19 protein-coding genes are annotated in these 24,120 nt (G+C 63.3%); 5 read left to right on the top strand and 14 right to left on the bottom strand.

What is annotated here, in order from left to right:
- Positions 1–154 precede the first annotated feature (154 nt).
- Positions 155–1,270 (bottom strand): FAD-dependent oxidoreductase, encoded by a 1,116-nt coding sequence (locus C8E02_RS05830; protein ID WP_120810007.1) that lies wholly within the window; start codon positions 1,268–1,270, stop codon positions 155–157.
- A 23-nt stretch (positions 1,271–1,293) separates the two neighbouring features.
- Positions 1,294–2,685 carry an anaerobic nitric oxide reductase flavorubredoxin gene (norV, locus tag C8E02_RS05825; protein WP_120810006.1) on the bottom strand — a complete coding sequence of 464 codons (1,392 nt, stop codon included), beginning with the start codon at positions 2,683–2,685 and terminating at the stop codon, positions 1,294–1,296.
- Between the two features lie 263 nt (positions 2,686–2,948).
- On the opposite strand from norV, the gene C8E02_RS05820 reads away from it, so the two are divergent.
- Entirely contained in the window at positions 2,949–3,401 is a 453-nt protein-coding gene (locus C8E02_RS05820) for an RrF2 family transcriptional regulator (protein WP_120810106.1), read from the top strand.
- Between the two features lie 40 nt (positions 3,402–3,441).
- On the opposite strand, the gene C8E02_RS05815 is transcribed toward C8E02_RS05820, so the two are convergent.
- Entirely contained in the window at positions 3,442–3,882 is a 441-nt protein-coding gene (locus C8E02_RS05815) for an Lrp/AsnC family transcriptional regulator (RefSeq protein WP_120810005.1), read from the bottom strand.
- Between the two features lie 128 nt (positions 3,883–4,010).
- On the opposite strand from C8E02_RS05815, the gene C8E02_RS05810 reads away from it, so the two are divergent.
- From C8E02_RS05810 to C8E02_RS05800, 3 genes are all read left to right on the top strand, one after another.
- Positions 4,011–4,907, top strand: a complete 897-nt coding sequence (locus tag C8E02_RS05810) for a DMT family transporter (protein ID WP_120810004.1) — start codon at positions 4,011–4,013, stop codon at positions 4,905–4,907.
- 103 nt (positions 4,908–5,010) lie between these two features.
- Positions 5,011–6,231 (top strand): exonuclease subunit SbcD, encoded by a 1,221-nt coding sequence (sbcD, locus tag C8E02_RS05805; protein WP_120810003.1) that lies wholly within the window; start codon positions 5,011–5,013, stop codon positions 6,229–6,231.
- A complete protein-coding gene (locus C8E02_RS05800; protein ID WP_120810002.1) occupies positions 6,228–9,665 on the top strand; it encodes an AAA family ATPase in 3,438 nt (1,145 codons plus the stop codon). Before sbcD ends, C8E02_RS05800 begins: the two co-directional genes overlap by 4 nt.
- Positions 9,666–9,706: 41 nt before the next feature.
- On the opposite strand, the gene nfsB is transcribed toward C8E02_RS05800, so the two are convergent.
- Positions 9,707–10,360: an oxygen-insensitive NAD(P)H nitroreductase gene (gene nfsB / locus C8E02_RS05795; protein WP_120810001.1), complete on the bottom strand. Its 654-nt coding sequence runs from the start codon at positions 10,358–10,360 to the stop codon at positions 9,707–9,709.
- 97 nt (positions 10,361–10,457) lie between these two features.
- On the opposite strand from nfsB, the gene C8E02_RS05790 reads away from it, so the two are divergent.
- A complete protein-coding gene (locus C8E02_RS05790) occupies positions 10,458–11,396 on the top strand; it encodes a LysR family transcriptional regulator (protein ID WP_245961074.1) in 939 nt (312 codons plus the stop codon).
- A gap of 94 nt (positions 11,397–11,490) precedes the next feature.
- Here the strand turns inward: C8E02_RS05790 and C8E02_RS05785 are convergent, their stop codons facing one another.
- The 10 genes from C8E02_RS05785 to rluD form a co-directional block, all read right to left on the bottom strand.
- A complete protein-coding gene (locus tag C8E02_RS05785; protein ID WP_120809999.1) occupies positions 11,491–12,354 on the bottom strand; it encodes a hypothetical protein in 864 nt (287 codons plus the stop codon).
- Between the two features lie 68 nt (positions 12,355–12,422).
- Positions 12,423–13,487 (bottom strand): RNA methyltransferase, encoded by a 1,065-nt coding sequence (locus C8E02_RS05780; protein ID WP_120809998.1) that lies wholly within the window; start codon positions 13,485–13,487, stop codon positions 12,423–12,425.
- 303 nt (positions 13,488–13,790) lie between these two features.
- The gene (yghU, locus tag C8E02_RS05775; protein WP_120809997.1) at positions 13,791–14,678 is read right to left on the bottom strand and encodes a glutathione-dependent disulfide-bond oxidoreductase; all 888 of its coding nucleotides are present in this window, start codon (positions 14,676–14,678) and stop codon (positions 13,791–13,793) included.
- A 252-nt stretch (positions 14,679–14,930) separates the two neighbouring features.
- Positions 14,931–15,521 (bottom strand): SLATT domain-containing protein, encoded by a 591-nt coding sequence (locus tag C8E02_RS05770; RefSeq protein ID WP_120810105.1) that lies wholly within the window; start codon positions 15,519–15,521, stop codon positions 14,931–14,933.
- A 5-nt stretch (positions 15,522–15,526) separates the two neighbouring features.
- Positions 15,527–16,825, bottom strand: a complete 1,299-nt coding sequence (locus tag C8E02_RS05765; protein WP_120809996.1) for a nucleotide-binding domain-containing protein — start codon at positions 16,823–16,825, stop codon at positions 15,527–15,529.
- Between the two features lie 144 nt (positions 16,826–16,969).
- A complete protein-coding gene (locus C8E02_RS05760; protein ID WP_120809995.1) occupies positions 16,970–18,049 on the bottom strand; it encodes a ribonucleotide-diphosphate reductase subunit beta in 1,080 nt (359 codons plus the stop codon).
- A 101-nt stretch (positions 18,050–18,150) separates the two neighbouring features.
- A complete protein-coding gene (locus tag C8E02_RS05755) occupies positions 18,151–18,798 on the bottom strand; it encodes a hypothetical protein (RefSeq protein WP_245961073.1) in 648 nt (215 codons plus the stop codon).
- Positions 18,799–18,901: 103 nt separating this feature from the next.
- Complete coding sequence (locus tag C8E02_RS05750; RefSeq protein WP_245961072.1) at positions 18,902–21,760, bottom strand: ribonucleoside-diphosphate reductase subunit alpha; 2,859 nt, start codon at positions 21,758–21,760, stop codon at positions 18,902–18,904.
- A 469-nt stretch (positions 21,761–22,229) separates the two neighbouring features.
- Entirely contained in the window at positions 22,230–23,009 is a 780-nt protein-coding gene (pgeF, locus tag C8E02_RS05745; protein ID WP_120809993.1) for a peptidoglycan editing factor PgeF, read from the bottom strand.
- Positions 22,984–24,102 (bottom strand): 23S rRNA pseudouridine(1911/1915/1917) synthase RluD, encoded by a 1,119-nt coding sequence (gene rluD, locus C8E02_RS05740; RefSeq protein WP_120809992.1) that lies wholly within the window; start codon positions 24,100–24,102, stop codon positions 22,984–22,986. Before rluD ends, pgeF begins: the two co-directional genes overlap by 26 nt.
- Positions 24,103–24,120 lie beyond the last annotated feature (18 nt).

Raw genomic sequence — 24,120 nt, 5'->3', positions numbered from 1 at the left:
AGTGCCGGCTGCCGGGTGGGCGCAGCGAGACAGTAGCTGCCGGCCTGGTGCGCCATTGCGGCCAACCTTTTGCCGGGGGGCAATATTGGCCTGGGGCGGGACGCCAGCCGCCGGCCGGCACGCCGTCTGCCCCGGCCGCTCCGGCGCGACCGGTTCAGCCGGCCAGGCTAGGTAGCAGGCTGAAGCCGTTGCGGCTGCCGGTGGTCACGTAGCCGACCAGCTTGCTGTCGCGATGGGCCAGCGCGGTAAGGCCGTCGTCGCCCTCGCTGATCTGCCAGTCCAGCGCCGGCCCGTGGGTGACGCCCGCCAGCTGGATCGGATAGTGCGGCGTTTTCACCGCCACCGGCAGCGGGCCGAAGCGCACCGGCTGCGGCGTGCCGGCCAGGGTGCTGGCCAGTGCCCGCGCCGACAGCGTGATCGGCTGCAGGTAGGGCAGGATCTGGCCCTCGATCTCGGCGCAGTCGCCCAGCGCATAGACATTGGGCTGCGAGGTGCGCATGTAGCGGTCGACGCTGATGCCGCGTGCGGTCGCCAGCCCGCCGGCCAGCTCCAGCCGCGGCTTCAGCCCCGCCGCGCAGATCACGGCGTCCACGTTAAGGATTTCGCCATTGCTGAGCTTCACGTGGTAGCCCGTCGCCGCGCGGTCGATGCGGTCCACCGCGGTGCCGAAACGCATCGTCACCGGCGCCATGGCACGGTGCAGGCGCTGGCTGACCACCTCGGGCACCAGCCGTTCCAGCAGCCGGCTGCCGATGTCCACCAGCGTTACCTGCTTGTGGCGGGCGATGTCGTGGGCGATCTCGGTGCCGATCAGGCCGCCGCCGATGACCAGCACGCGCTCGCTGCGCTCGAGCTGCGCGACATAGCGACGGTATTGCTCCAGGTTGTTCAGGGTCAGGATGTCCTGCGCCGCGTCGCCACGGATGGCCGGCACGAAGGGCTCGGCGCCCACCGCCAGCACCAGGTCGCTGTAGGGGATCTGCACCGCGCCGGCGTGGACGAGTTTGGCGTCGAAGTCGATCGCGGTGACGAGGGTATTGGGGCGCACCATGATTTTCAGCTCGGCGGCGATGGCGGTGGCGTGCTGCTGCACCAGCTGCTCGGCCGCCATTTGCTGGCCGAAACCGTGGCTGAGCTGTGGCTTGGGATACTGCTCGCCGCCATCCTGGGTCAGGATGATGACGGGGGTGCTGGTATCAAGCTGGCGGAACGCCCGGGCCAGGGTGTAGCCGGCGTGGCCGCTACCGATGATGACGAGGGGTTTTTTCATCAGGAATCTCCGGGGACGGTTGTTTACGCGGGAACAAAGTCGCTCTTGCCCATGAAGCACACCGGGCACAGGAAGCTCTCCGCGACATCCGGCCAGGCGGTGCCGGCGGCCACGCCTTGCGAGGATTCGCCCTGTTGCGGGTCGTAGGCCCACGAGCAGGTCTTGCAGCGCATCTTGCCGCTGCCACAGCTGGCGGTATCGCTCGCCGCCAGCGGTTCGCGCTGACCCAGCTGCCCGATGAAGGCTTCGCCAAAGCGCACCGCCTGCGAGAGCGCGTCGTCGGTCGGCCGCCATTCCGCGGCGATGCCCTGGTTGAGTACGCGGAAGCCGGCGTCGTTCAGGCGTCTGGCGATGCGTTCCACCGCGCCGCCGCTCCAGCCTTGGGTGCCGAACGCCGCTGCCGCCTTGTTCCTGAAGCGCAGACCGGTCATCTCCTCGAGCAGGGCGGCGACGTGCGGCAGCATCACGTTGTTGACGGTCGGGCTGCCGACCAGGATGGCCCTGGACTTGAATACGTGGGTGAGCACGTCGTTCTTGTCGCTGTTGGACAGATTGAACAGCTTGATCACGACCTCCTGATCGGCGTTGCGGATGCCCTCGGCAATTGCCTCGGCCATCATGCGGGTGCCGTTCCACATGGTGTCGTAGACCAGGGTGATCTGGTTTTCCTGGTAGTCGTCGGCCCATTTCAGGTACTGCTCGACGATCTGGGTCGGCTTGTCGCGCCAGATGATGCCGTGGCTGGTGGCGATCATGTCGATCGGCAGGTTCAAGGCCAGCACTTCGTGGATTTTCTGGGTCACCAGCGCGCTGAACGGGGTCAGGATATTGGCGTAGTACTTGATGCACTCTTCCTGCAGTTCGACCGGGTCGCACTGGTCGTTGAACATCTGTGCGCTGGCATAGTGCTGGCCGAAGGCGTCGTTGCTGAACAGCACGGCGTCGTCGGTGAGGTAGGTGGCCATGCTGTCCGGCCAGTGCAGCATCGGCATCTCGACGAATACCAGCTGCTTGCCATTGCCGAGGTCCAGGCTGTCGCCGGTCTTGACGATCTTGAAGTTCCAGTCCTGGTGATAGTGGCCGCGCAGTGACTTGGCGCCGTTGGCGGTGCAGTAGATCGGGGTGTCGGGGATGCGCGCTATCAGCGCCGGCAAGGCACCGCTGTGGTCGATCTCGCCATGGTTGGCGATGATGTAGTCGATGGCGCCGAGGTCGACTTCTTTTGCCAAGTTGGCGACGAATTCTTCGGCGTACGGCGCCCACACGGTGTCGATCAGCGCGATTTTCTCTTCCTTGATCAGGTAGCTGTTGTAGCTGGAGCCGCGGTGGGTGCTGTATTCGCTGCCGTGAAATTCGCGCAGCTCCCAGTCCTGTTTGCCGACCCAGCGGATATTGTTCTTGACGGTGAAAGCCATGGTGGTGCTCCTTGAGGGGGTATAAGATTCGTCTGAGATGAATCTTATACCCGATAACATTCATAGAAAATGAATGTTATTAAGCAAAGTCCATTCGCTTGAGGCGCATCAAGAACGCGCGTTTCCGGCTGGCTTTTAGCGCAACGGCAGGCCGGCGTGATGCAAACCGCCGCAACCGGGCACTGGTCGGCAGGGTAGAATGGCGGCCCGAGTCCGGGTGCATAAGCTGCCGGATTGAACAACACTATGGAATGGTTCCGATCGTGCGATTGACCGCCTTTACCGACTACTGCCTGCGGGTAATGATGTACAGCGCGCTAGCGGGCGAGCGCCTGGTGACCATCAACGAGATCGCCCACGCCTACGACATCTCCGCCAGCCACCTGACCAAGGTGGTGCATTTTCTGGGGCAGCAGGGCTATCTCACCACGGTGCGCGGCAAGGGCGGCGGCATGCGGCTGACGCACGCGCCGCAGCAGGTCAACCTCGGCCAGCTGGTGCGGGCGGCGGAGGCCGACAACGTGCTGGTCGAGTGCTTTGATGCCGAGCACTCGCACTGCCGCATCGCCGCCTGCTGCCGGCTGTATCGCGTGCTGCATGCGGCGCAAGAGGCCTTCTATGGCGAGCTGTCACGCCACACCCTGGCCGATCTGCTGGTCCAGCCGGCGGGCCTTGGGCGCGCGCTCGGCATCGAAATCCATCCCGTCTCCGACTGAGCGATACGCGCTGCGGCCAACCTTGCGTGGCTACTTTCTGCTAGGGCAGCAGCGGCGGCAGCCGGCGCAGCACCGGGCTGGCCTTGACGATGCTGGTGGCGGTGGTGGCCAGCTCGGCAAAGCCGTCCAGGATCTCGTCCAGCTGTCCGATGTCGCGCAGCAGCAGGCGGGCGATGTAGCAATCCTCGCCGGTGACCTTGTCACACTCGGTGAACTGCGGCGTGGCGACGATGCGCGCCTCCAGCGCCTTGAGCTGGCCCGGCAGCGGGCGCAGCCGCACGATGGCCTGCAGGGTGTAGCCCCACTGCTGCCAGTCCAGCTCCGGGGTGTAGCCGCGAATGGCACCGTGTTCCTCCAGCCGCTTCAGCCGTTCCGACACGCTGGGGCCGGACATCTTCAGCTGCCGCGCCAGCTCGGCAATGCTCTGCCGCGCGTCCTGTTGCAGCAGCCCCACCAGCTGTACGTCGATCCAGTCTTTCATTGCAGGCAATCCTGTCTATTTGGTGATATTTACAAGGTAGCAAGCCGATTCTGCCTTGCAAAGTCCATTCAGCCGGCTGTGCGCGCTGCGTATGCTGTTGCACACTAGCCTGCAAGGAGAACCTGATCATGACACAACCAAATTTACGCACCGGCGTGCTGCAGATGCTGGCCGCCATGGCCCTGTCCGGCACCATCGGCTGGTTCGTGCTGCAATCCGGCCAATCGGTATGGAACGTGGTGTTTGTGCGCTGCGTGCTGGGTGCGCTGGGGCTGGGCTTGTACGCCTGGTGGCGCGGACTGTGGCAAACGTGGCCGTTTACCCGGGCCAGCCTGCTGTGGTGCATTGCCGGCGGCATCGCGCTGGTGGGCAACTGGCTGCTGCTGTTCAACGCCTATCACTACAGCTCGATCGGCATCGCCACCGTGGTGTATCACACCCAGCCGTTCTGGCTGCTGTTGCTGGGCCGGCTGCTGCTGGGCGAGGCGCTGACCGTGCGCAAGTTGGCCGCGGTGGCGGTGGCGTTTGCCGGCATGCTGCTGATCGTGCAGCCGGGGCAGGGCGCCGGCGGCGGGCTGCTGGGCATCCTGCTGGCGCTGGGCGCCGCCATGCTGTACGCGGTGGTGACGCTGATCAGCAAACAGCTGCCGAAGACGCTGGCGCCCACCCACATCGCCTGCGTGCAGACGCTGACCGGCGTGCTGCTGTTGTGGCCGCTGCTGGACAATGCCAGCCTGTGGGTGGCCGGCAGCCACTGGGGCTATCTCGCCACGCTGGGGCTGGTGCATACCACGCTGATGTACATCATCATGTACGCCGCCTTCCGCCAGCTGCCCACCCACTGGATCGGGCTGCTGGGCTTCAGTTACCCGGTGGTGGCGCTGCTGGTGGATTACCTCGCCTACGGCCGGTTGCTGGATGGCTGGCAGCTGCTGGGCGTGCTGCTGATTATTGCGGCCAACGTGTGGGGGTTGCAGCGGCTGCCGGCAGTGGCTGCCCCGCAAGCGGCAAAGGCCGGCGCCTGATCCTGAATCAATTGGCGACAGGCGGGCAATCCGTCTGCCGCCATGCTGCCGGCACGGCGGGCTTGCTACAATCGGCCACATTGCCAACGCCCCCGTATTCCTCATGCGCATCCTTCACACCTCTGACTGGCACCTCGGCCAGCACTTCATGGGCAAGACCCGCCAGGCAGAGCACCAGGCCTTCATCGACTGGCTGCTGCGGCAAGTGCGCGAGCACGCCGTCGACGCCGTCATCGTCGCAGGCGACCTGTTCGATACCGGCGCGCCGCCCAGCTACGCGCGCGAGCTGTACAACCGGCTGGTGGTGGCGCTGCACGGCAGCGGCACCGCGCTTGTGCTGCTGGGTGGCAACCACGACTCGGTGGCCACGCTGGGCGAAAGCCGGCCGTTGCTGACTTGCCTGGGCACCAGCGTCATTCCGGCGGTGGAGGCCGATCTCGAACAGCAGGTGCTGGTGTTGCCGCAGCGCGACGGCACACCCGGCGCCATCGTCTGCGCCATCCCGTTCATCCGCCCGCGTGACGTGATGCAAAGCCAGGCCGGACAGAGCGCCGAGGAAAAGCAGCTCACGCTGCAGGAGGCCATCCACCAGCACTATCAGGCACTGTACCGGCTGGCCTGCGCCCGGCGCGACGCGCTGAAGTTGCCGCTGCCCATCATCGCCACCGGCCACCTCACCACCGTTGGCGCCAGCGCCAGCGAATCGGTGCGCGAGATCTACGTTGGCGCGCTGGAAGCGTTTCCCAGCAGCGCCTTTCCGCCGGCCGACTACATCGCGCTGGGCCACATCCACCGCCCGCAGCAGGTGGGTGGGCTGGATCACATCCGTTACAGCGGCTCGCCGATCCCGCTGAGCTTCGACGAGGCCGGCCAGCAGAAGCAGGTGCTGCTGGTGGATGTCGACGCCATTGGCCTGCTGGGGGTGACGCCGCTGCCGGTGCCTCGCTTCCAGCAGCTGGTGTCGGTGAAGGGGGATCTGGCCACGTTGGCCGCCGCCATCACCGAGGCCGCCACACTGGGCAGCGCCGCGCAGCCGGTGTGGCTGGAGGTGCTGGTGCAGGGCGACGATTACCTGTCCGATCTGCAGGCGCGCATCCAGAGCATCACCGCCGAGCTGCCGGTGGAGGTGCTGCGCATCCGCCGTGAGCGCGGCAATGCCGCCGCCACGCTACAGGCAGAAGCGCGCGAGACACTGGACGAGCTGACGCCGTTCGACGTGTTCGACAAGCGGCTGCAACTGGAAACGCTGGACGAAACCTTGGCCGCACAGCTGCAGGCGCGCTACCGCGACATTGTCGCCAGCCTGCAGGAGGGCGAGGCATGAAGATCCTGACCCTGCGCCTGAAGAACCTGAACTCGCTGCAAGGCGAGTGGAAGATCGACTTCACCCGGCCGCCATTCCGGGGCAACGGCCTGTTCGCCATTACCGGCCCCACCGGCGCCGGCAAATCCACGCTGCTGGACGCCATCTGCCTGGCGCTGTACCACGAAACGCCGCGGCTGAAGACCATCTCCGCCAGCAGCAACGAGATCATGAGCCGCCACACCGCCGATTGTCTGGCCGAGGTGGAGTTCGAGGTGAAGGGCCAGCTGTACCGCGCGTTCTGGAGCCAGCGCCGCGCGCGTGACAAGGCCGACGGCCAGCTGCAGGCGCCGCGGGTGGAGCTGGCCGACGCCAGCGGCACCATCCTCACCACCCACATCAACGACAAGCTGAAGCGCATCGAGGCGATCACCGGGCTGGATTTCGCGCGCTTTACCAAATCGATGCTGCTGGCGCAGGGCGGTTTTGCCGCCTTCCTGAATGCCAGCGCCAACGAGCGCGCCGAGCTGCTGGAAGAACTCACCGGCAGCGACATCTACGGCCAGATTTCGCAGCGCGTGTTCGAACGGGCGCGCGACGCCAAGCAGGCGCTGGAGCAGTTGCAGGCCCGCGCCGACGGTGTGGAGCTGCTGCCGGAAGCACAGCGGCAGACGATGCAGCAGCAGACCGCGGAATTGACGTCGCAGCTGGCCGCATTGCAGCAGCAACAGGCGCAGACGCAGGTGCTGCGCCAGTGGCGGCATGAACTGACGCAGGCCGAACTGGCCGAGCAGCAGGCGCAGCTTGCCGAGCAGGCGGCGCAGCAGGCGATCGAACAGGCGCGGCCAACCTTGCAGCGCCTGCAGCACAGCGAGCCGGCGGCGGCGCTGCAGCCGCTCTATCAGGCGTGGCAGGACGCCGCCGCGCGCCAGCAACAAATCCGTGAGGCCGGCAACAGCTTGCAGGCGCAGCTTGCCGACAGCCGGCAGCAGTCGATCGCCGCCCACTGGCAGGCCACGGCCATCGCCACCGCGCTGGCCACCGGCGCCCGGCAGCAGTGCCAGGCGCTGCAGGAGGAATTGCAGGCACGACAGGCGTGGCTGGCGCAGCACGCCAATTTTGCGGTGCTGGGTGAACGCCTCAGCGGCTGGCACAGCGAGCACAAACAGCTGCAGCAGGCACAACAAGCGCTGCTACAGCTGCAAACCCAGCGGCAGGCGCAGCAGGACGGGCTGGCCGCGACCGAGCGCCGTCTGGGCGAGCTGGACAAGGCGCTGCAGCACGCCACCATCCAGCACCAGCAAAGCCGGCAGACGACGCTGGCCGCCGAGCACGCGGCGGCCGAGCTGTTGCAGGGCCAGACGCTGGCCAGCCTGCGCGAGCGCTGGCAACTTGGCCAGCAACAGCTGCAGTCGTGGCGGCAGCTGGGCCAGCTGGCCAGCCAGCTGCGCCAGCACGCCGCACAAGACACGCAGCTGCAAGGCGCGCTGGCCGATGCCCGCCAGCAGCTGGCGGCGCAGCAAGCGCGGCGCGACGGCCTGCGGCAGGACTACCGCACGCTGAAAGAGCAGGTGGACGACAAGCGCCGGCTGTTGCTGCTGGAACAGCGTATCCAGAGCCTGGAAGCACACCGCGCCGCGCTGCAGCCGGGTGAGGCCTGCCCCCTGTGCGGCTCGCTGGAACACCCCGGCATTCACGCCTATCAGGCGCTGACCGTCTCCGACACCGCCCGCGCGCTGCAGGAGAAAGAAGCCGCGCTGCAGCTGCTGGAGGAGCAGGGCCGCACCGTCAACGGTGAGCTGGTCAAGCTGGAAGAACGCCTTGTCCAGCTGCAGGGCGCACTGGACACCCTGGCCGACAACCGGCAGCAAGCGCAAGCCGCCTGGCAGGCACAGGCCGCACCGCTGGGGCTGGATGACAGCGGCTGGGCGCAGCAGGAACCATTGCAGCAAGGGTTGCTCGGCGCCGAGCAGCACGACGCCGCCCTCAACCGCACGCTGCAGCAGGCGGAGCTGGCGCAGCAAAGCCTGGTCACCGCCCGCCAGCAGGAAGCACAGCAGGCCGCGCAACTGCAGCAAGCCGGCCAGCAGCACCAGTTGCTGCTGCAGGAAAAGGCGCATGCGGAACAAGGCGTGGCCGAGCTGCAGCGCCAGCTGGCCGCCACCGCGCAACACATCGAACAGACTGGCGCAACGTTGGCCGCAGCCATCGCCGCCGCCGGTTTTAGCACCACCGGGTTGGCCAGCGACGGCGACATGGCGGACTGGCTGGCCGCGCGCCAGCAAGACTGGCAACACTGGCAGGCGCAGCAGCAGGCGCAACAGCAGCAACAGGGCGCGCTGCTGCAACAGCAGGCGCGCAGCGAACAGGCCGCCACGGTGGCGCAAGGCTGGCAAGCGTGCTGGGACAAGCTGGCCGCCTCGGCGCCGGTGGACTGCGACGCGGCCGCCGCTGACGAGCCGGCACTGGCGCACTACGCCGCGCAAGCGGAGCAGCTGGCGGCGCAGATCGCCAGCCTGCAGGGGCAGCAGGCACAGCTGGCGGCCGATCTGCAGACGCAACAGCAGCAGCATGAGCGCGCCGAACAGGCATGGCTGGCCGCACTGGCCGCCAGCCCGTTTGCCGATCCGGCCGCCTTCCTGCAGGCGCTGTTGCCGGCAGACGAGCGCCAGCGGCTACAGGCGCAGCAGCAACAGCTGGAACAGGCGCTGCAACGCAGCCAGGCGGTGCGGCAAACCGCGCTCGCCACGCTGACAGCGCTGCAGCAACAGGCGCTTAGCCCGCTGTCGCTGGCCGAGCTGGACGCCGCACTGGCGGCGCTGGACGCGCAGCGTCAGGCGCTGTCCGGCCAGCAGGGTGCGTTGCAGGCGCTGCTGCACGACGACGCGCAGCGCCGCGACAAGCAGCAGGCGCTGTTCTTGCAGATCGAACGGCACAGCGCCGATGCCGACATCTGGCAGCGGCTCAACAGCCTGATCGGCTCGAAAGAGGGCGACAAGTACCGCAAGTTTGCCCAAGGGCTGACGCTGGATCACCTGATGCACCTCGCCAACCGCCATCTGGCACGCCTGCACGGCCGCTACCTGCTGCAGCGCAAGGCCGGTGGCGAGCTGGAACTGGCGATCGTCGACACCTGGCAGGCCGACGCCACCCGCGATACCCGCACCCTGTCCGGCGGCGAGAGCTTCCTGGTCAGCCTGGCACTGGCACTGGCGCTGTCCGACCTGGTGAGCCACAAGACCTCCATCGACTCGCTGTTCCTCGACGAAGGCTTCGGCACGCTGGACGGCGACACACTGGAAGTGGCGCTGGACGCGCTGGACAGCATCAACGCCAGCGGCAAATCCATCGGCGTCATCAGCCACGTGACGGGCATGCAGGAGCGCATCGCGGTGCAGATCGTGGTGAAGAAGGGCAGCGGGCTGGGGCAGTCCAGCCTGCAGGTGGTGGGCTAGGGCAATGCGGCCAACCTTGCGGCAGGGTTGGCCGCAAAGCCTTACAGGCGGGTGATGGTCTGCGCGGCCGGCAGCCGCGACTTGGGCAGCGTGGCGTTGAAGTCGTCGGTAGCACGGCGACCCAGCGCGACGATCAGCGACGGCACCAGCCCTTGCGCCCGCAGATCCAGCGCCCCGGACAGCGCCTGCTGATCGAAACCCTCTATCGGGCAGGCATCCAGCCCCATGGCGGCGGCGCCCAGCAGCAGGGTGCCGGCGGCGAGATAGGTCTGTTTTTCCATCCAGTGCGCGGCGTCCCGCAGCTCGTAGCGGTGCAGGTTGACGAAGTGGCTGCGGCCGCGATGCTGGCCGGCGCGGATGTCGGCATTGGCAAAGCGGCCATCGCGGTCCTCCTGCTCCAGCAGAGTGGCCAGATGGGCGTCGTCCAGCTGGGCGCGGGTGCAGAACACCACCACCCGCGCCGCGTTCAGGATCTTGCCTTCATTGAAGCTGTAGAAACCTTGCGTCGCCTGCGCGACACGCGCCTTGCCCTCGGCGCTGTCGGCCAGCACGAAGTGCCACGGCTGGGCATTGGTGGACGACGGGCTGAAGCGCAGCAGGCTCTCGATGTCGGCGGCTTGTGCGGCAGTCAGGCGGAATGACGGATCAAAGGATTTGGTGGTGTAACGGGTTTGAACCAGATCGGCGATGTGCATGATGACTCCTTGCTGTCAGTGTGCGTGCCATCATGCTTGTGAAAATTTATTTGATAAACGGCGTATTATTTGCATAACTATCAAATAAAATTTGAACATGAAAGCACTGCATCCTCTCGACATCATGGTGCGTACCGCCGAAACCGGCAGTCTGACCGCCGCCGCGCACGCGCTGGGGCTGACGCCGGCGGCGGCCAGTGCCGCATTGAAACGGCTGGAAGCGGAGCTGGGCGCGCGCCTGTTCGTGCGCTCCACCCGCCATCTGCGGCTCACCCCGCAGGGCGAACAGTTTCTGCCGCAGGCGCAGCAGATGCTGGCGCTGTGGGCGTCGGCACAGCAGGCGGCGCAAGGTCAGGCGGCGCTGCGCGGCCTGCTGCAGTTGTCGCTGCCCTCCGACCTTGGCCGCAACGTGCTGTTGCCGTGGCTGGACGATTTCCTGGTGCAGCATCCGCAACTGTCGCTGCGCCTGCAGATGGGTGACCGGCTGGCCGACGTGTATCGCCAGCCGGTGGATCTGGCCATCCGCTACGGCACGCCGGCCGATTCCTCGCTGGTGGCCTTGCCCCTGCTGCCGGACAACCGCCGCGTGCTGTGTGCGGCTCCTGACTACCTTGCACGCCACGGTACGCCCCGTACGCCGGCCGACCTGAATGGTCATGTCTGTCTCAGCTACATGCTGGGCGATAGCCTGCATCAGCAGTGGTCGTTTGACCGCGACGGGCAACAGGAAAGCATCACGCTGCCTGGCCAGCGCATGGCCGACGACGGTGATGTGGTGCGGCGCTGGGCGCTGGCCGGCAAGGGCATCGCCTACAAGTCGATGCTGGACGTGGCCGACGACCTGCTTGCCGGCCGGCTGTTGCCGCTGTGTCCCCACTGGCAGGGCGAGGCGGCGCCGCTATGGCTGATCTGCGCCGACCGCCGCGCGTCCGGCACGCTGGCGCAGGCGCTGCGGGCATTTTTGCTACCGCGTATGCAGGCGCGCTGGCAGGGCGTGCAAAACCTGCTGGCCGCTGCCGCCGAGCCACGGCGCTGACTCGCACCCAGCCGGCAGACCACAGGGCGCCACAAAAACCGCCATCCGTTAACGGCTGGCGGTTTTTTCTGGGACAGATGCGGACATGTCTGGTTTAGTTGGCGGCCGGCAGCGGGCGATACCACCACGGCGAATCGGCCGGCAGCAGCCTGCCCGCATCGATCATCGGGTTATCCAGCTCGATGACGCGCCGCTGCGACAGCCTGGCCCGCTGCAGCAGCGTGTCGAAGTGGGCATGGAACAGCCGGTCGAAGCTGCCGTCGGCCTGGGCGCGGAGCAGGCCCTGCCAGATGTGTTCGGCCAGATAAGGCTTGCGCGGCGTGACAAAAAAGTATTCGGCGGCCGGGTAGCGCAGCACGATGAAACGGTCGACCGTCAGGCCGAGTTCGGGGCGCGCATCCACCTCGGCCCAGGCCTCGGCCACGCCGCGCGGAAAGTAGTCGAAGCGTTTGACCACCAGCATCCTGAACAGCGAGTCGTACTGGCTGGCCGTCATCACCGGTAGGCCGCTTTCCCGCAAAATGCGGGTGTCCGGCCAGTCGTGCTCCTGGCCGGCGGTAAAGTAGCGCAAGTCCTGCACCGTCTGCACATTGGCAAACTGTGCCGCCTTGTCCTGCCGCACGATGGCTATCCGCCAACCCAGCAGGCCCTTGTCCACGGGAAAGCGCACCGGCAGCAGCAAGGCTTCGCGTTCGCGGGTGGTCATGGTCCACAACACGTCGATGTCGCCGCCAGCGCCCATGGCGCGCGCAATCGACCGCCCTTGCAGCATCTGCGGCAAGACCGGCATCAGCGTATAGGCCTGGCCGCTTTTATCCAGTGCCAGTTGCAGCGCGGCACGGAAGAAGCGCTTGTTCGGGTCCGGATAGTCGGGAAAGCGAACGATTTCCGCCGCCAGTGCGGTGGCGGCCCAGCAAGCGGCCAGTATCAGTAGTACCCGGTGGGCAAGCTTGCGCATGGCGAGGCATTCCGGTCAGAGTCTGCTTCATCATATGGCGGCAGCAACCATACCGCCAGGCGGGTTGCTCAGTCCGCTTGCCTGGCCTGGTCGCTGCGATTGCGGCGCAGCAGGCGGCTGTGGTCGATGACGTCGGCGGCGCGGGCACGCAGTTGGCCGCAGCCGCCGTCGATATCCTGGCCGGCGGAATCGCGCACCTTGGTCAGCACGCCGTTGTCGTGCAGGTAGCGCTTGATCTGCTGGATGCGTTCGGCGGACGGGCGCTGGTAGTGGTCGCCGTCCACACTGTTGTACGGGATGATATTGAGCACACCGTACTTGCCGCGCAGCAGCTGCACCGCGGCGTCCATTTCTTCCTGTGTGTCGTTGATGCCGGCCAGCAGCGTCCACTGGTACTGGATCGGGTAGCCGACACGGCGCGCGTAGTCCTCGCCCAGCGCCACCAGCTCCGCCGGCTCGTAACGCGGTGCGCGCGGCAGCAATTGCGCGCGCAGCTCGGCATTGGTGGTGTGTAGCGACAGCGCCAGCGCCGGCTTGACCTGCTGCTGTGGCAGGCGCTCGAACACGCGCGGATCGCCGACGGTGGAGAACACCAGATTCTTGTGGCCGATATTGCCGTCGGTGCCCAGCAGGTTGATGGCGTCCAGCACGTTGTCGATATTGTGCGCCGGCTCACCCATGCCCATGAACACCACCTTCTTTACCGGGCGGATGCGCCGCGCCAGCGCCACCTGCGCCACGATCTCGGCGCTGCCCAGCTGGCGCAGCAGCCCGCTCTTGCCGGTCATGCAGAAGGTACAGCCCACCGCACAGCCCACCTGGCTGGACACGCACAGCCCGTCGCGCGGTAGCAGCACGCTTTCCACCATCTGGCCGTCATTCAGCGCCACCAGCAGCCGCAGCGAGCCATCCGCCGCCGGGTGTTGTGATTCGATGCGCGCCAGCCCATCCAGCTGCGCCGTGAGCGGCGGCAGGCCGTTACGTACCGCCAGCGGAAAGTAGTGCTCGCCCTTCTGGTGACGGGTGCCGCTATCCAGCGGCTGGCCTTTCAGCCACGCACGGTTGATGCGGCCGATATGGCAGGGACGGGCGCCGAGATCGGCGAGGGCTTGGTGGAATTCCTGGAGTCGCATGGGATCGGTTCTGTAAAGCCGCGCAAGCCTGGCCGCGCGTTGGAAAACAAGGCGCACAGGGTAGCGCAAGTCGCGGCAAAACGGGCGGGGGATTACGGATTGGCGGGCGGGCTGCGCTTGCGGCCAACGTTGGCCGCAAGCGTATCGGACTAGCGTGCGATCAGAACCTGTCTACGATCTCGCGAGCTAGAGCGAGACAAGGAAAAAACGACTGAGGAAGCGGAGTTTACAAGTCGTAAATGAGCATTCCGAAGGCGTTTTTAACGCCGTTTCGCCGAAGCGCAGCAGATCGTAAACAGGTTCTTAGGCCGGCGTGGCGGCCTCTTGCGCCTGCAGCTTGTCCTGGGTGCGGGTATCGAAATCGCTGGCGGCGTGGCGCTCGTGCAGCTGCTCGCTCAATTCGCCGCGCAGGCGGTTCACCATGCGCCCGCGCTGCACCGCCGGCCGCGCCGCCATCTCGTTTGCCCAGCGCAGCACGTGCGGGTAGTCCTGCACCTGCAGGAACTCCGCCGCGCCATACAGGTTGCCGCGCACCAGCTCGCCATACCACGGCCACACCGCGATATCGGCAATGCTGTACTCGTCGCCCGCCAGCCAGCGGTTTTTCGCCAGGTGCCGGTCCAGCACGTCCAGCTGCCGCTTGGCCTCCATTGCGAAGCGGTTGATCGCGTATTCGAACTTCTCCGGCGCGTAGACGTAGAAATGGCCGAAACCGCCGCCCAGGAACGGCGCGCTGCCCATCTGCCAGAACAGCCACGACAGGCATTCGGTGCGGGCCGCCAGATCCTGCGGCAACAGCGCGCCGAACTTCTCCGCCAGATACAGCAGGATGGCGCCGGATTCGAACACCCGCTGCGGCTCGGCACCGCTGCGATCCTGCAGCACCGGGATTTTCGAATTCGGGTTCAGCCCGACAAAGCCGCTGCCGAACTGCTCACCCTCGTGGATGCGGATCAGCCACGCATCGTACTCGGCGCCGCGATGGCCCAGCGCCAGCAGCTCCTCCAGCATGATGGTCACCTTCACGCCATTGGGCGTGGCCAGTGAATACAGCTGCAGCGGGTGCTCGCCCACCGGCAACGCCTGCTCGTGGGTCGGCCCGGCGATCGGGCGGTTGATGTTGGCAAACTGGCCGCCATTGGCCTGATCCCATGTCCAGACGCGGGGCGGGGTGTAGCGCGATTCGCTCATGAGCAGAAGTCCTGTCGGTGTGCCGCTAAGGGCGGGGAAGGAAAGGCGGCCACGGCCGCCACATGCTGGACAGATGGGGCTGGCGGGCGACAATTAAAGGCGCGGTCAGTGGCGCGATACAGAACAGTGTGTGCTGCAGGAGGGCTTGCGGCTAAGGGTGGTGGCATCCGTGGTGGTATAAATAAAGGTGCGTCGCCCGGCTGGCCGGGTGACGGTACTCTACGGGGTGGCGCGCGGTACGGCTGGGCTAGTTCAGCAGGCCGGCTTTCCGATGGCAGATGATCCAAAAAATATCAACATGCCTAAAATGGCGACAGCAGAAAGCAGGAATGATAAAGGTATTTTGTCTCTTAGGAGTTTGAACTTCAAATGATCATCAATCCAGTCAATCTGATGTTCCCAAAAAAATTTATAGTGGGCATACCAATTGCTAAACATAATTTGATGATGCATGCTGGTATTGTTGTACTCCTTTTCCAGTTGATCAAGTTCAGCTACGTAAGCATCAAGTGGACCTTGCTCTGCGCGTACCTTTCCATGAAGAATTTTTAGTGCGTTAAATAGTTTAGTTAGGTGTTTTCCTGCGTTTGCATATTCCGATTTTTTTGGGTCGTATACGGTTATGTACATACCTATCACGCCCAAAATAATGAATGTGGCTGAAAAGAATTTGGCATTTAATGCTTCAAATATCAATGCATAAATACCAAATACCAATGATATAAATCCAATTAGACCAGGCATTTTGGCTACAATATCATAGGTGGCAAAATTCTTTTTTGCACCGAAACCGACGTTGTATGCAGTTTGTGCAATGTGTTTTAAAAGATCGTCTTTATTCATGATGGTCACTCAATTGGAACATCGATCCTGTTTCTGGCAACAACTACATTGTTTTTGACAATATAGCACTCAACAATGTGCTCGCCTTTGAAGTCACTATTTTCAATTTTCTGTAGGTTGCCTGAGTCCAGTTGAATCTGCCCGCGAATGCAATTTCGGCGTTGAGCTTCTGTGCCTCTATTTAGCACCTTCCATTTTAAAGTGTATGGGTGCGGTATGTTTATTGGCTCAGCAGTGAATTTTAGATTTTTATTTGGTTTTAAAGCTATTTTTCGCGTGAGCCAATAGCTCAGTGGGTGTTCACGAAAACCATTCTGAGATATGTCACAATCAAGATTTATTTCGTAACGGACATCGATAGGGTGAAGATCTTCGATAAATTCTTCAGTGTTGTTCCATGACCTCGCCCTTGCACTTTCTGTTGTGACTGCAGGCTTGGTAGGGAATGGTCTTCCATATACTTTTTTCCATTTTTCGTAAGCGGCATCAGTGCCGTCTGCTTCAATAGCCGCTAGGCAAGCTTCGTATGCTTTCTTAGCTTTCTTTTGAAATGGCTTTTTCACTTTTACATCTTGACCACTACCTAGCGCCTGATAGTGATCTCGATTGGGTTGATCCATTAAGTATTTGAAGAAATCGCGACTCATCCAGTCGTAGTAGGCGTAGCTCTTATCATCGTATTCATTGGTGGATTTTAAGAAATTATATGCCAAAGTATCAATTAAAAGCCCTCCCATGCCAACACCGTGCTTGTTTTTCCAAGATCTCACCATTTTGCAAAGTTTACGAAGGTTTTTGTTTTTTTGATTGACAAATTCCGTCATTGCTGCGATTTCTTGTCTTGGCTTGGTGTTCTTCCAGCTGCCACCGTTATAGGTGTCTGGATATTTGAAGTAGCTCTGACCTTTGTCATCATACTCTTCAAAAACAGGCTGAACTTCAACATGGAAGTTAGTATAGGTAACGGTAACAACTAAGCGATCTACACGAATATCTGTCTTGGGATATCGATCTTTGATTGCATTCTTTGTGTCGTTCAGTAGTTTGGTCTGGCCGCCAGTTCCTTTGTAGTTTTCCCACTCGCTTTTCGGCATAATGTAAAGCATATCTAAATCAGAAATGCCCTTGATGCCGGTGTGCCGGCCATATGATCCAACCTGAAGGCTGTTGGCCGTTTTTGAATCGGTGTCACGAAATTTTTGATTTAGGCTGGAAGTGATCTCGCCATAGCGATAACTAATATCCTCAGCATTATTGATCTGGATATTACTTAGAAAGTCTTGAAACATAGTCGATGTAGACATTATCACTCCCTTGCTTTGAAAAATTGGCACTGAATCAACGCAAGCTTCTCAATTTAGCAAAATGCCAAACAATATAACATTGTACTAATAATATTCTATATTCATGTAGGCAAAAAAAGGCATGGGGTTCCCATGCCTTAAAAATTAATCCCAGCTCAGCGCCCCGCCAGTCTGATATTCAGTCACCCTCGTCTCAAAGAAATTCTTCTCTTTCTTCAGGTCGATCATCTCGCTCATCCATGGGAACGGGTTGTTCACGCCGGGGAACAGCTGTTCCAGGCCGATCTGCTGCATGCGGCGGTTGGCGATGAAGCGCAGGTATTCCTTGAACATGCTGGCGTTCAGGCCCAGCACGCCGCGCGGCATGGTGTCTTCGGCGTAGGCGTATTCCAGCTCGACCGCGTGCTTGAACAGTTCGGTGATCTCGGCCTTGAATTCTTCGGTCCACACTTCCGGCTGTTCCAGCTTGATGGTGTTGATCAGGTCGATGCCGAAGTTGCAGTGCATGGACTCGTCGCGCAGGATGTACTGGTACTGTTCGGCGGCGCCGGTCATCTTGTTCTGGCGGCCCAGCGCGAGGATCTGCACGAAGCCGACGTAGAAGAACAGGCCTTCCATGATGCAGGCGAACACGATCAGCGATTTGAGCAGGGTCTGGTCGGTTTCCAGGGTGCCGGTCTTGAATTCCGGATGGCACAGCACGTTGATGAACGGCAGCAGGAATTCATCTTTGTCACGGATGGATTTGATTTCGTTGTAGGCGTTGAACACTTCGCCTTCGTCCAGACCCAGGCTTTCCACGATGTACTGGTAGGCGTGGGTGTGGATGGCTTCGTCGAAGGCCTGGCGCAGCAGGAACTGGCGGCATTCCGGGCTGGTGATCTGGCGGTAGGTGCCGAGCACGATGTTGTTGGCGGCGAGCGAATCGGCGGTGACGAAGAAGCCGAGGTTGCGCTTCACGATGCGCATTTCGTCTTCGGTCAGCTGGCCGGTTTTCCACTGTTCGATGTCACGCTGCATGTTCACTTCTTGTGGCATCCAGTGGTTAGCGCACTGGGCCAGGTATTTTTCCCACGCCCATTTGTGCTTGAATGGCACCAGCTGGTTGACGTCGGTGGTGCCGTTGATCACGCGCTTGTCGGCGGCGCTGACGCGCTTGGTGCCGTGGGTGTCCAGGGTGTTGGCCGGGGTTGCGGTCGGGATCGGGTCTTCAAAGCTCAGCATGTAGGCTCCAGTAATATTTCAGGTGTTCACGTATTGTTTGCGGCCAACCTTGGGTTGGCCGCCTGTTTTTCAGGTGGCAGCGCACGGCTGTCACCGGTGATTCAGTTGCTGCGCCCGGCCTTGCCGCTGAATGGCTGCAGGCGGATGGCGCTCAGGTCATTGATCTTCCACACGCGGCGCATGTGGCCGAAGTCGCGTTTTTGCTCGTCGACAAATTCCACGTCCGGCCGGTAGTCCAGATTGAAGCGCAGCTGGCCGAGGTAGACGGTTTCGCCGGTGCGTACTTCAAACGGCTTGTCGAGGCGAAAGCTGGCGTAGCCCTTGTAATTGAACACAAGGTCGTCGCCCGGATCGTCGTTCCAGCGCGCGTAGCCGGTTTGCAGCTGGTAGCGGCCCGGTGGCAGCGCTAGCATTTGCAGCTTGCCGTCTACCGGCGTCATGCCTTCTTCGCCAAATACGGTATCGGTGCCGAAGTTGGCGTACACGATGCCGTGCTGGCCGTTGTCCAGCCCGCGCCAGCTCAGGTTGGCCGTAGCGTAGCCAGGGTTGTAGGTGCGCACGGTCATGGAAAACACGGCGTAGCCCAGGCCCGCGGGCGGCGTCAGCGACCCGTGCAGGGTGTCGGCCATGGTGGTGCAGCCTGCCAGCAGGGCGACGGCACATAGTGTCGGTAAGTGGCGCATGGTGCTCTCCTTGACGACTTGTTCCTGCTGCTTGGACTGGACGACAGCTTGCCGGGTTCGGCTCATTCCTCAGCCGCCTCGCGGGAAGCGGCTGAGGGATGAAGGTTGGCCGCATGCGGCCAACCTTGGGCGGGACACAGCCTTGCGGCCGTGCCCACGCGGGGACAACTTACTGGCAGCTCTCGCAGTCAGGGTTGTCGATGGAGCAGAACTTGGCGTCGGTGGCCGGGGTGTTGTCCACTTCGGCTGCCGCAGCAACCGGGGCCGAGGCCACGGCGTTCAGCTCGCCGCCACGACCGGTGGATTTCTCCGCCGAGCTGGCGCCCAGGGTGCGCAGGTAGTAGGTGGTCTTCAGGCCACGAATCCATGCGTACTTGTACAGCTCGTCCAGCTTCTTGCCCGATGCGCCGGCCAGGTACAGGTTCAGCGATTGCGCCTGGTCGATCCACTTCTGGCGACGCGAGGCGGCATCCACCAGCCATTTCGGGTCCACTTCGAACGCGGTGGCGTAGATGGCTTTCAGCTCGGCCGGTACGCGGTCGATGCGGCCCAGGCTGCCGTCGAAGTATTTCAGGTCGGCGACCATCACTTCGTCCCACAGGCCCAGTTTCTTCAGGTCACGCACCAGGTATTCGTTGGTGACGGTGAATTCGCCGGACAGGTTGGATTTCACGAACAGGTTCTGGTAGGTCGGCTCGATCGAGGCGGACACGCCGATGATGTTGGCGATGGTCGCGGTCGGGGCGATAGCCAGGCAGTTGCTGTTACGCATGCCGTGTTCGGCGATGCGCTTGCGCAGCACGCTCCAGTCCATGCGCTCGCTGCGGTCCACTTCCAGGTAGCCGCCGCGTTCGGCCGCCAGCAGGTTGATGCTGTCGTGCGGCAGGATGCCGCGATCCCACAGGCTGCCCTTGTACGACGGGTAGCGGCCACGCTCTTCGGCCAGCTCGGTGGAGGCGAGGTAGGCGTAGTAGGCGACGGCTTCCATCGATACGTCGGCGAGTTCCACCGCCGCGTCGGAGGCGTAGGCGATGCGCATCTGGTGCAGGCAGTCCTGGAAGCCCATGATGCCCATGCCGACCGGACGGTGCTTCAGGTTGGAGTTGCGCGCCTTCTTCACCGGGTAGAAGTTGATGTCGATCACGTTGTCCAGCATGCGCAGTGCCACGCGCACGGTACGGGCCACCTTCTCGGTGTCCAGCTCCAGCTTGCCGCCCACGTCCTTCATGTGGCGCGACAGGTTGACCGAACCCAGGTTGCAGACGGCGATTTCGTCGTCGTTGGTGTTGAGGGTGATCTCGGTGCACAGGTTGGAGCTGTGGACCACGCCCATGTGCTGCTGCGGGCTGCGGATGTTGCATGGGTCCTTGAACGTCACCCACGGGTGGCCGGTCTCGAACAGCATGGTCAGCATCTTGCGCCACAGGGTGAGCGCCGGGATCTGCTTGAACACTTTCAGCTCGCCGCGACGGCCTTTGGCTTCGTAGGCGACGTAGGCTTTTTCAAAGGCCTGGCCGAACAGGTCGTGCAGGTCCGGGGTTTCGGACGGCGAGAACAGTGTCCACTCGCCACCTTCCATCACCCGTTTCATGAACAGGTCCGGAATCCAGTTGGCGGTGTTCATGTCGTGGGTGCGGCGACGGTCGTCACCGGTGTTCTTGCGCAGTTCGAGGAATTCCTCAATGTCGGCGTGCCAGGTTTCCAGGTAGGCACATACCGCGCCCTTGCGCTTGCCACCCTGGTTGACCGCCACGGCGGTGTCGTTGACCACTTTCAGGAACGGCACCACACCCTGCGATTTGCCATTGGTGCCCTTGATGTGGCTGCCCATGGCGCGCACCGGCGTCCAGTCGTTACCGAGGCCGCCCGCGAACTTGGACAGCAGTGCGTTTTCCTTGATGCCTTCGTAGATGCCGTCGAGGTCATCGGCGATGGTGGTCAGGTAGCAGCTGGACAGCTGGCTGCGACGGGTGCCGGCGTTGAACAGGGTCGGGGTCGACGACATGAAGTCGAAGCTGGACAGCACGTTGTAGAACTCGATGGCGCGGTTTTCGCGGTCGACTTCGTTCAGTGCCAGGCCCATGGCGACGCGCATGTAGAACGCCTGCGGCATTTCGATGCGGGTGCCGTCGATGTGCAGGAAGTAGCGGTCGTACAGGGTTTGCAGGCCGAGGTAGCCGAACTGCAGGTCACGTTCCGGCTTCAGTGCGGCGCCGAGCTTTTTCAGGTCGAATTCGGCCAGCTTTTCGTCCAGCAGTTCTGCCTCGATACCTTTCTTGATGAAGGTCGGGAAGTACAGCGGGTAGTGGCTGCCCATTTCTTCTTGGGCGATGGCTTCGCCGAGGATCTCGAGGCGGATGTTGCCCAGCAGCAGGCGGGCGGTCACGTAGTCGTAGGCCGGGTCCTGCTCGATCAGCGCGCGGGCGGCGAGGATGGCGGACTTGTTGACTTCTTCTTCCGGCACGCCGTCGTAGATGTTCTTCAGCGTCTCGGACAGGATGGCGTCCACGTCGGTGGCGGCCAGGCCCTGGCAGGCGGATTCGATGCTGGCGCGCAGGCGGGCCACGTCCAGCGGCTGCTTGCGGCCGTCCTTGCGGATCACGTTGATCTGGATCTGGTGCAGTGCTTCGCCACGAGCGGCGCGCTCTTGGGTGCGCTGCTCGCGGTACAGCACGTAGGCGCGGGCGACGTCGTGTTCGCCGGAGCGCATCAGCGACAGTTCAACCTGGTCCTGGATGTCTTCGATGTGGATGGCGCCGCCTTCCGGCTTGCGACGCATCAGCGCGCTGACCACGCCTTCGGTTAGCTGCGCGACCTTGTCGCGGATGCTGGCGGAGTTGGCACCCTGGGCGCCCATTACCGCGAGGAAGGTCTTGGTCATGGCGATGGAGATCTTGACCGGCTCGAACGCGACCACGGCGCCGTTGCGGCGGATGGTCTTGTACTGGCTGTAGTCGTCCTGGGGAGCGGCGGCGCGGCCCAGTTCGGCAGCCATTTGCCCGTCAAAAGTAGTGGTTTGCATTGTCATGTTTCCCTCGTGGTGGGGTGGGGTTGTTCGGATGACCCTGCGGCCTGCCTTGCAACAGCGGACGGCCCCGGGTTGGCCGGGTGGGTGGCCCGCGTTGCTCGGGTTTGTCACGGCTGTGGACAACTCTGTTGAAAAGCTGTGTGCGAGCTGTGTACAAACACAAGATGTACTGTCGTGACGCGAGAATGGCGCAAATTCTAGTGGTTAAGGCGGTGCCGAACAAGTCTTGACAGGCGACGGAAACGCGCAAACCCGCGCCGTTATTGGCTTTGCGGCGGCAGAAATATTTTCGGGAATTTTCGGCACTTGTGGCGCCGCTGGCGGATGCCTTGCAAAGACAAGGGTTTGCCGTTGCCGCGCTTGCTGTCATTTCATTGCAACATCATAGCGATGTGGCATGGATGCGACGTTTTGCCAAAGAAAAGGGCAGCCGCAGCTGCCCGTTGACCACAACATCTGGTGTTTTTGTTTACGGTTTGATCCAGATGAGGCTGGCCATGCGGCCGGTGACGCCGTCGCGGCGGTAGGAGAAGTAGCGCTCGCGGTCGATCACCGTGCACTCGTCGCCACCGTAGACTTCGCTGATGCCGATGGCCGCCAGCCGTTGCCGTGCCAGCAGATAAATGTCGGCCAGGTATTTGTCGTCGCCGATCGGGTCGAACGCCTGCACCGCGTGCACATCGTGGGCGAGGAAGGCGTCGCGCACTTCGGCGCCCACTTCGAACGCGTCCGGGCCGATGGCGGGGCCTAGCCAGGCGACAAGGTTGGCCGCAGGTTCGTTCATCGCGCTGACGGTGGCTTCGATGACGCCGTTCAGCAGGCCGCGCCAGCCGGCGTGGGCGGCGCCGACCACGCTGCCGGCGCGATCGGCCAGCAGTACCGGCAGGCAGTCGGCGGTCATGATGCAGCACACCGCACCGGGGGTGCGGCTGAAGCTGGCGTCCGCCTGCGGTGGCTGACCGGGGGTGATAGTGGCGGCGTCGACCACGGCGATGCCGTGCACCTGCTGTAACCAGGCCGGTTCCGCCGGCAGCCGTTCGCGCACGCGGGCGCGGTTGGCGGCCACGTTGGCCGCAGTGTCGCCGACGTGGTCGCCCAGGTTCAGGCTGGCGTAGGGTGGCGGGCTGACGCCGCCGTCACGGCTGGTGATCAGCGTGCCGACCTTGTCGGCCAGCGGCCAGCCTGCCTCGCGCCACGACAGGTCGGCCGGCTCGGCGGGGGTGTCAGCGGATGTAATGGGTTTCCACATCGTAGTCGTCCTCGTCCCAGTCATCGTCGTCGTCTTCCATCGCTGCGCCGAGCGGCGTCTGCGCCTTGGCCTTGTTCAGCTTGATCTCGCGCTCGTCGCGCAGGATGGCCAGCAGCGCCTTCATGTCGTCCGGCAGCGGCGCGCTCCAGCTGTGGGTGGCACCGGTAACCGGGTGCACCAGCGACAGCTTGTAGGCGTGCAGCGCCTGGCGGCCGAGGCTGCGCACCGCTTCGTCGATGGCTTCGCTGCCGTGGTGGCGGGCGTTGCCGTACAGCGGATCGCCGGCCAGCGGATGCTTGGCTTCCTTCATGTGCACGCGGATCTGGTGGGTGCGGCCGGTTTCCAGCTTGCATTCCACGTAGCTGAAGTCGTCGTAGCGTTCTAGTACGCGCAGGTGGGTGATCGCCGGCTTGCCGCCGAAACGTACCACCGCCATGCGCAGGCGGTTGTGCGGGTCACGGCCGATCAGGGTTTCGATCTTGCCGTCGTAGGGCACCACGCCGGTGGCGACCGCGCGGTAGATGCGCTTCACGGTGCGCGCCTGCAGCTGGCGTACCAAGTCGGTCTGTGCCTGCAGTGTCTTGGCGACCACCATCAGGCCGGAGGTGTCCTTGTCGAGGCGGTGCACGATGCCGGCGCGCGGAATATGCGCGAGTTCCGGATGGCGGAACAGCAGGCCGTTGAGCAGGGTGCCACTCCAGTTGCCGACTGCCGGATGGACCACCATGCCGGCCGGCTTGTTGACCACCAGTAGGTGTTCGTCTTCATAGATGACCGGGAAGGGTACGTCTTCCGGCACGTAGGACAGCGCTTCCGGCGCGGCAACCACTTCCACGCGCACGATCTCGCCGCCCAGTAGCTTGGTCTTGCCGGGGACGTGCTTGCCGTCGACGCTGACCTTGTCGTCCTTGATCCATTGGGTCATGCGGCTGCGCGAGTAGTCCGGCAGTATCTTGGCCAGTGCGGCGTCCAGGCGTTCGCCGGACAGCTCGTAAGGCACGGTAAACTGTTTGGCCTCGCCGCCGGTTTCCGCTTCGCTATCCAGGGTTTCGTCGTCCAGTAGCTCGTCGGGATGGGTGTCGTGTTCGTTCATGTCTTTGCTGGCGTGAGG

This window comes from Vogesella indigofera, from assembly GCF_003633895.1.
In the GTDB taxonomy this organism is placed as follows: domain Bacteria; phylum Pseudomonadota; class Gammaproteobacteria; order Burkholderiales; family Chromobacteriaceae; genus Vogesella; species Vogesella indigofera.
This window is presented reverse-complemented; position numbering and strand designations above follow the sequence as displayed.

Bases quoted from the DNA above. Each gene is read 5' to 3' on its own strand.
- C8E02_RS05765 (WP_120809996.1), bottom strand. From the start codon at position 16,825: ATGTCTACATCGACTATGTTTCAAGACTTTCTAAGTAATATCCAGATC.
- C8E02_RS05755 (WP_245961073.1), bottom strand. From the start codon at position 18,798: ATGAGCCGAACCCGGCAAGCTGTCGTCCAGTCCAAGCAGCAGGAACAA.
- C8E02_RS05830 (WP_120810007.1), bottom strand. From the start codon at position 1,270: ATGAAAAAACCCCTCGTCATCATCGGTAGCGGCCACGCCGGCTACACC.
- norV (WP_120810006.1), bottom strand. From the start codon at position 2,685: ATGGCTTTCACCGTCAAGAACAATATCCGCTGGGTCGGCAAACAGGAC.
- pgeF (WP_120809993.1), bottom strand. From the start codon at position 23,009: ATGTGGAAACCCATTACATCCGCTGACACCCCCGCCGAGCCGGCCGAC.
- C8E02_RS05785 (WP_120809999.1), bottom strand. From the start codon at position 12,354: ATGCGCAAGCTTGCCCACCGGGTACTACTGATACTGGCCGCTTGCTGG.
- C8E02_RS05780 (WP_120809998.1), bottom strand. From the start codon at position 13,487: ATGCGACTCCAGGAATTCCACCAAGCCCTCGCCGATCTCGGCGCCCGT.
- yghU (WP_120809997.1), bottom strand. From the start codon at position 14,678: ATGAGCGAATCGCGCTACACCCCGCCCCGCGTCTGGACATGGGATCAG.
- nfsB (WP_120810001.1), bottom strand. From the start codon at position 10,360: ATGCACATCGCCGATCTGGTTCAAACCCGTTACACCACCAAATCCTTT.
- C8E02_RS05800 (WP_120810002.1), top strand. From the start codon at position 6,228: ATGAAGATCCTGACCCTGCGCCTGAAGAACCTGAACTCGCTGCAAGGC.
- sbcD (WP_120810003.1), top strand. From the start codon at position 5,011: ATGCGCATCCTTCACACCTCTGACTGGCACCTCGGCCAGCACTTCATG.
- C8E02_RS05810 (WP_120810004.1), top strand. From the start codon at position 4,011: ATGACACAACCAAATTTACGCACCGGCGTGCTGCAGATGCTGGCCGCC.
- C8E02_RS05790 (WP_245961074.1), top strand. From the start codon at position 10,458: ATGAAAGCACTGCATCCTCTCGACATCATGGTGCGTACCGCCGAAACC.
- C8E02_RS05815 (WP_120810005.1), bottom strand. From the start codon at position 3,882: ATGAAAGACTGGATCGACGTACAGCTGGTGGGGCTGCTGCAACAGGAC.
- C8E02_RS05750 (WP_245961072.1), bottom strand. From the start codon at position 21,760: ATGACAATGCAAACCACTACTTTTGACGGGCAAATGGCTGCCGAACTG.
- C8E02_RS05760 (WP_120809995.1), bottom strand. From the start codon at position 18,049: ATGCTGAGCTTTGAAGACCCGATCCCGACCGCAACCCCGGCCAACACC.
- C8E02_RS05770 (WP_120810105.1), bottom strand. From the start codon at position 15,521: ATGAATAAAGACGATCTTTTAAAACACATTGCACAAACTGCATACAAC.
- rluD (WP_120809992.1), bottom strand. From the start codon at position 24,102: ATGAACGAACACGACACCCATCCCGACGAGCTACTGGACGACGAAACC.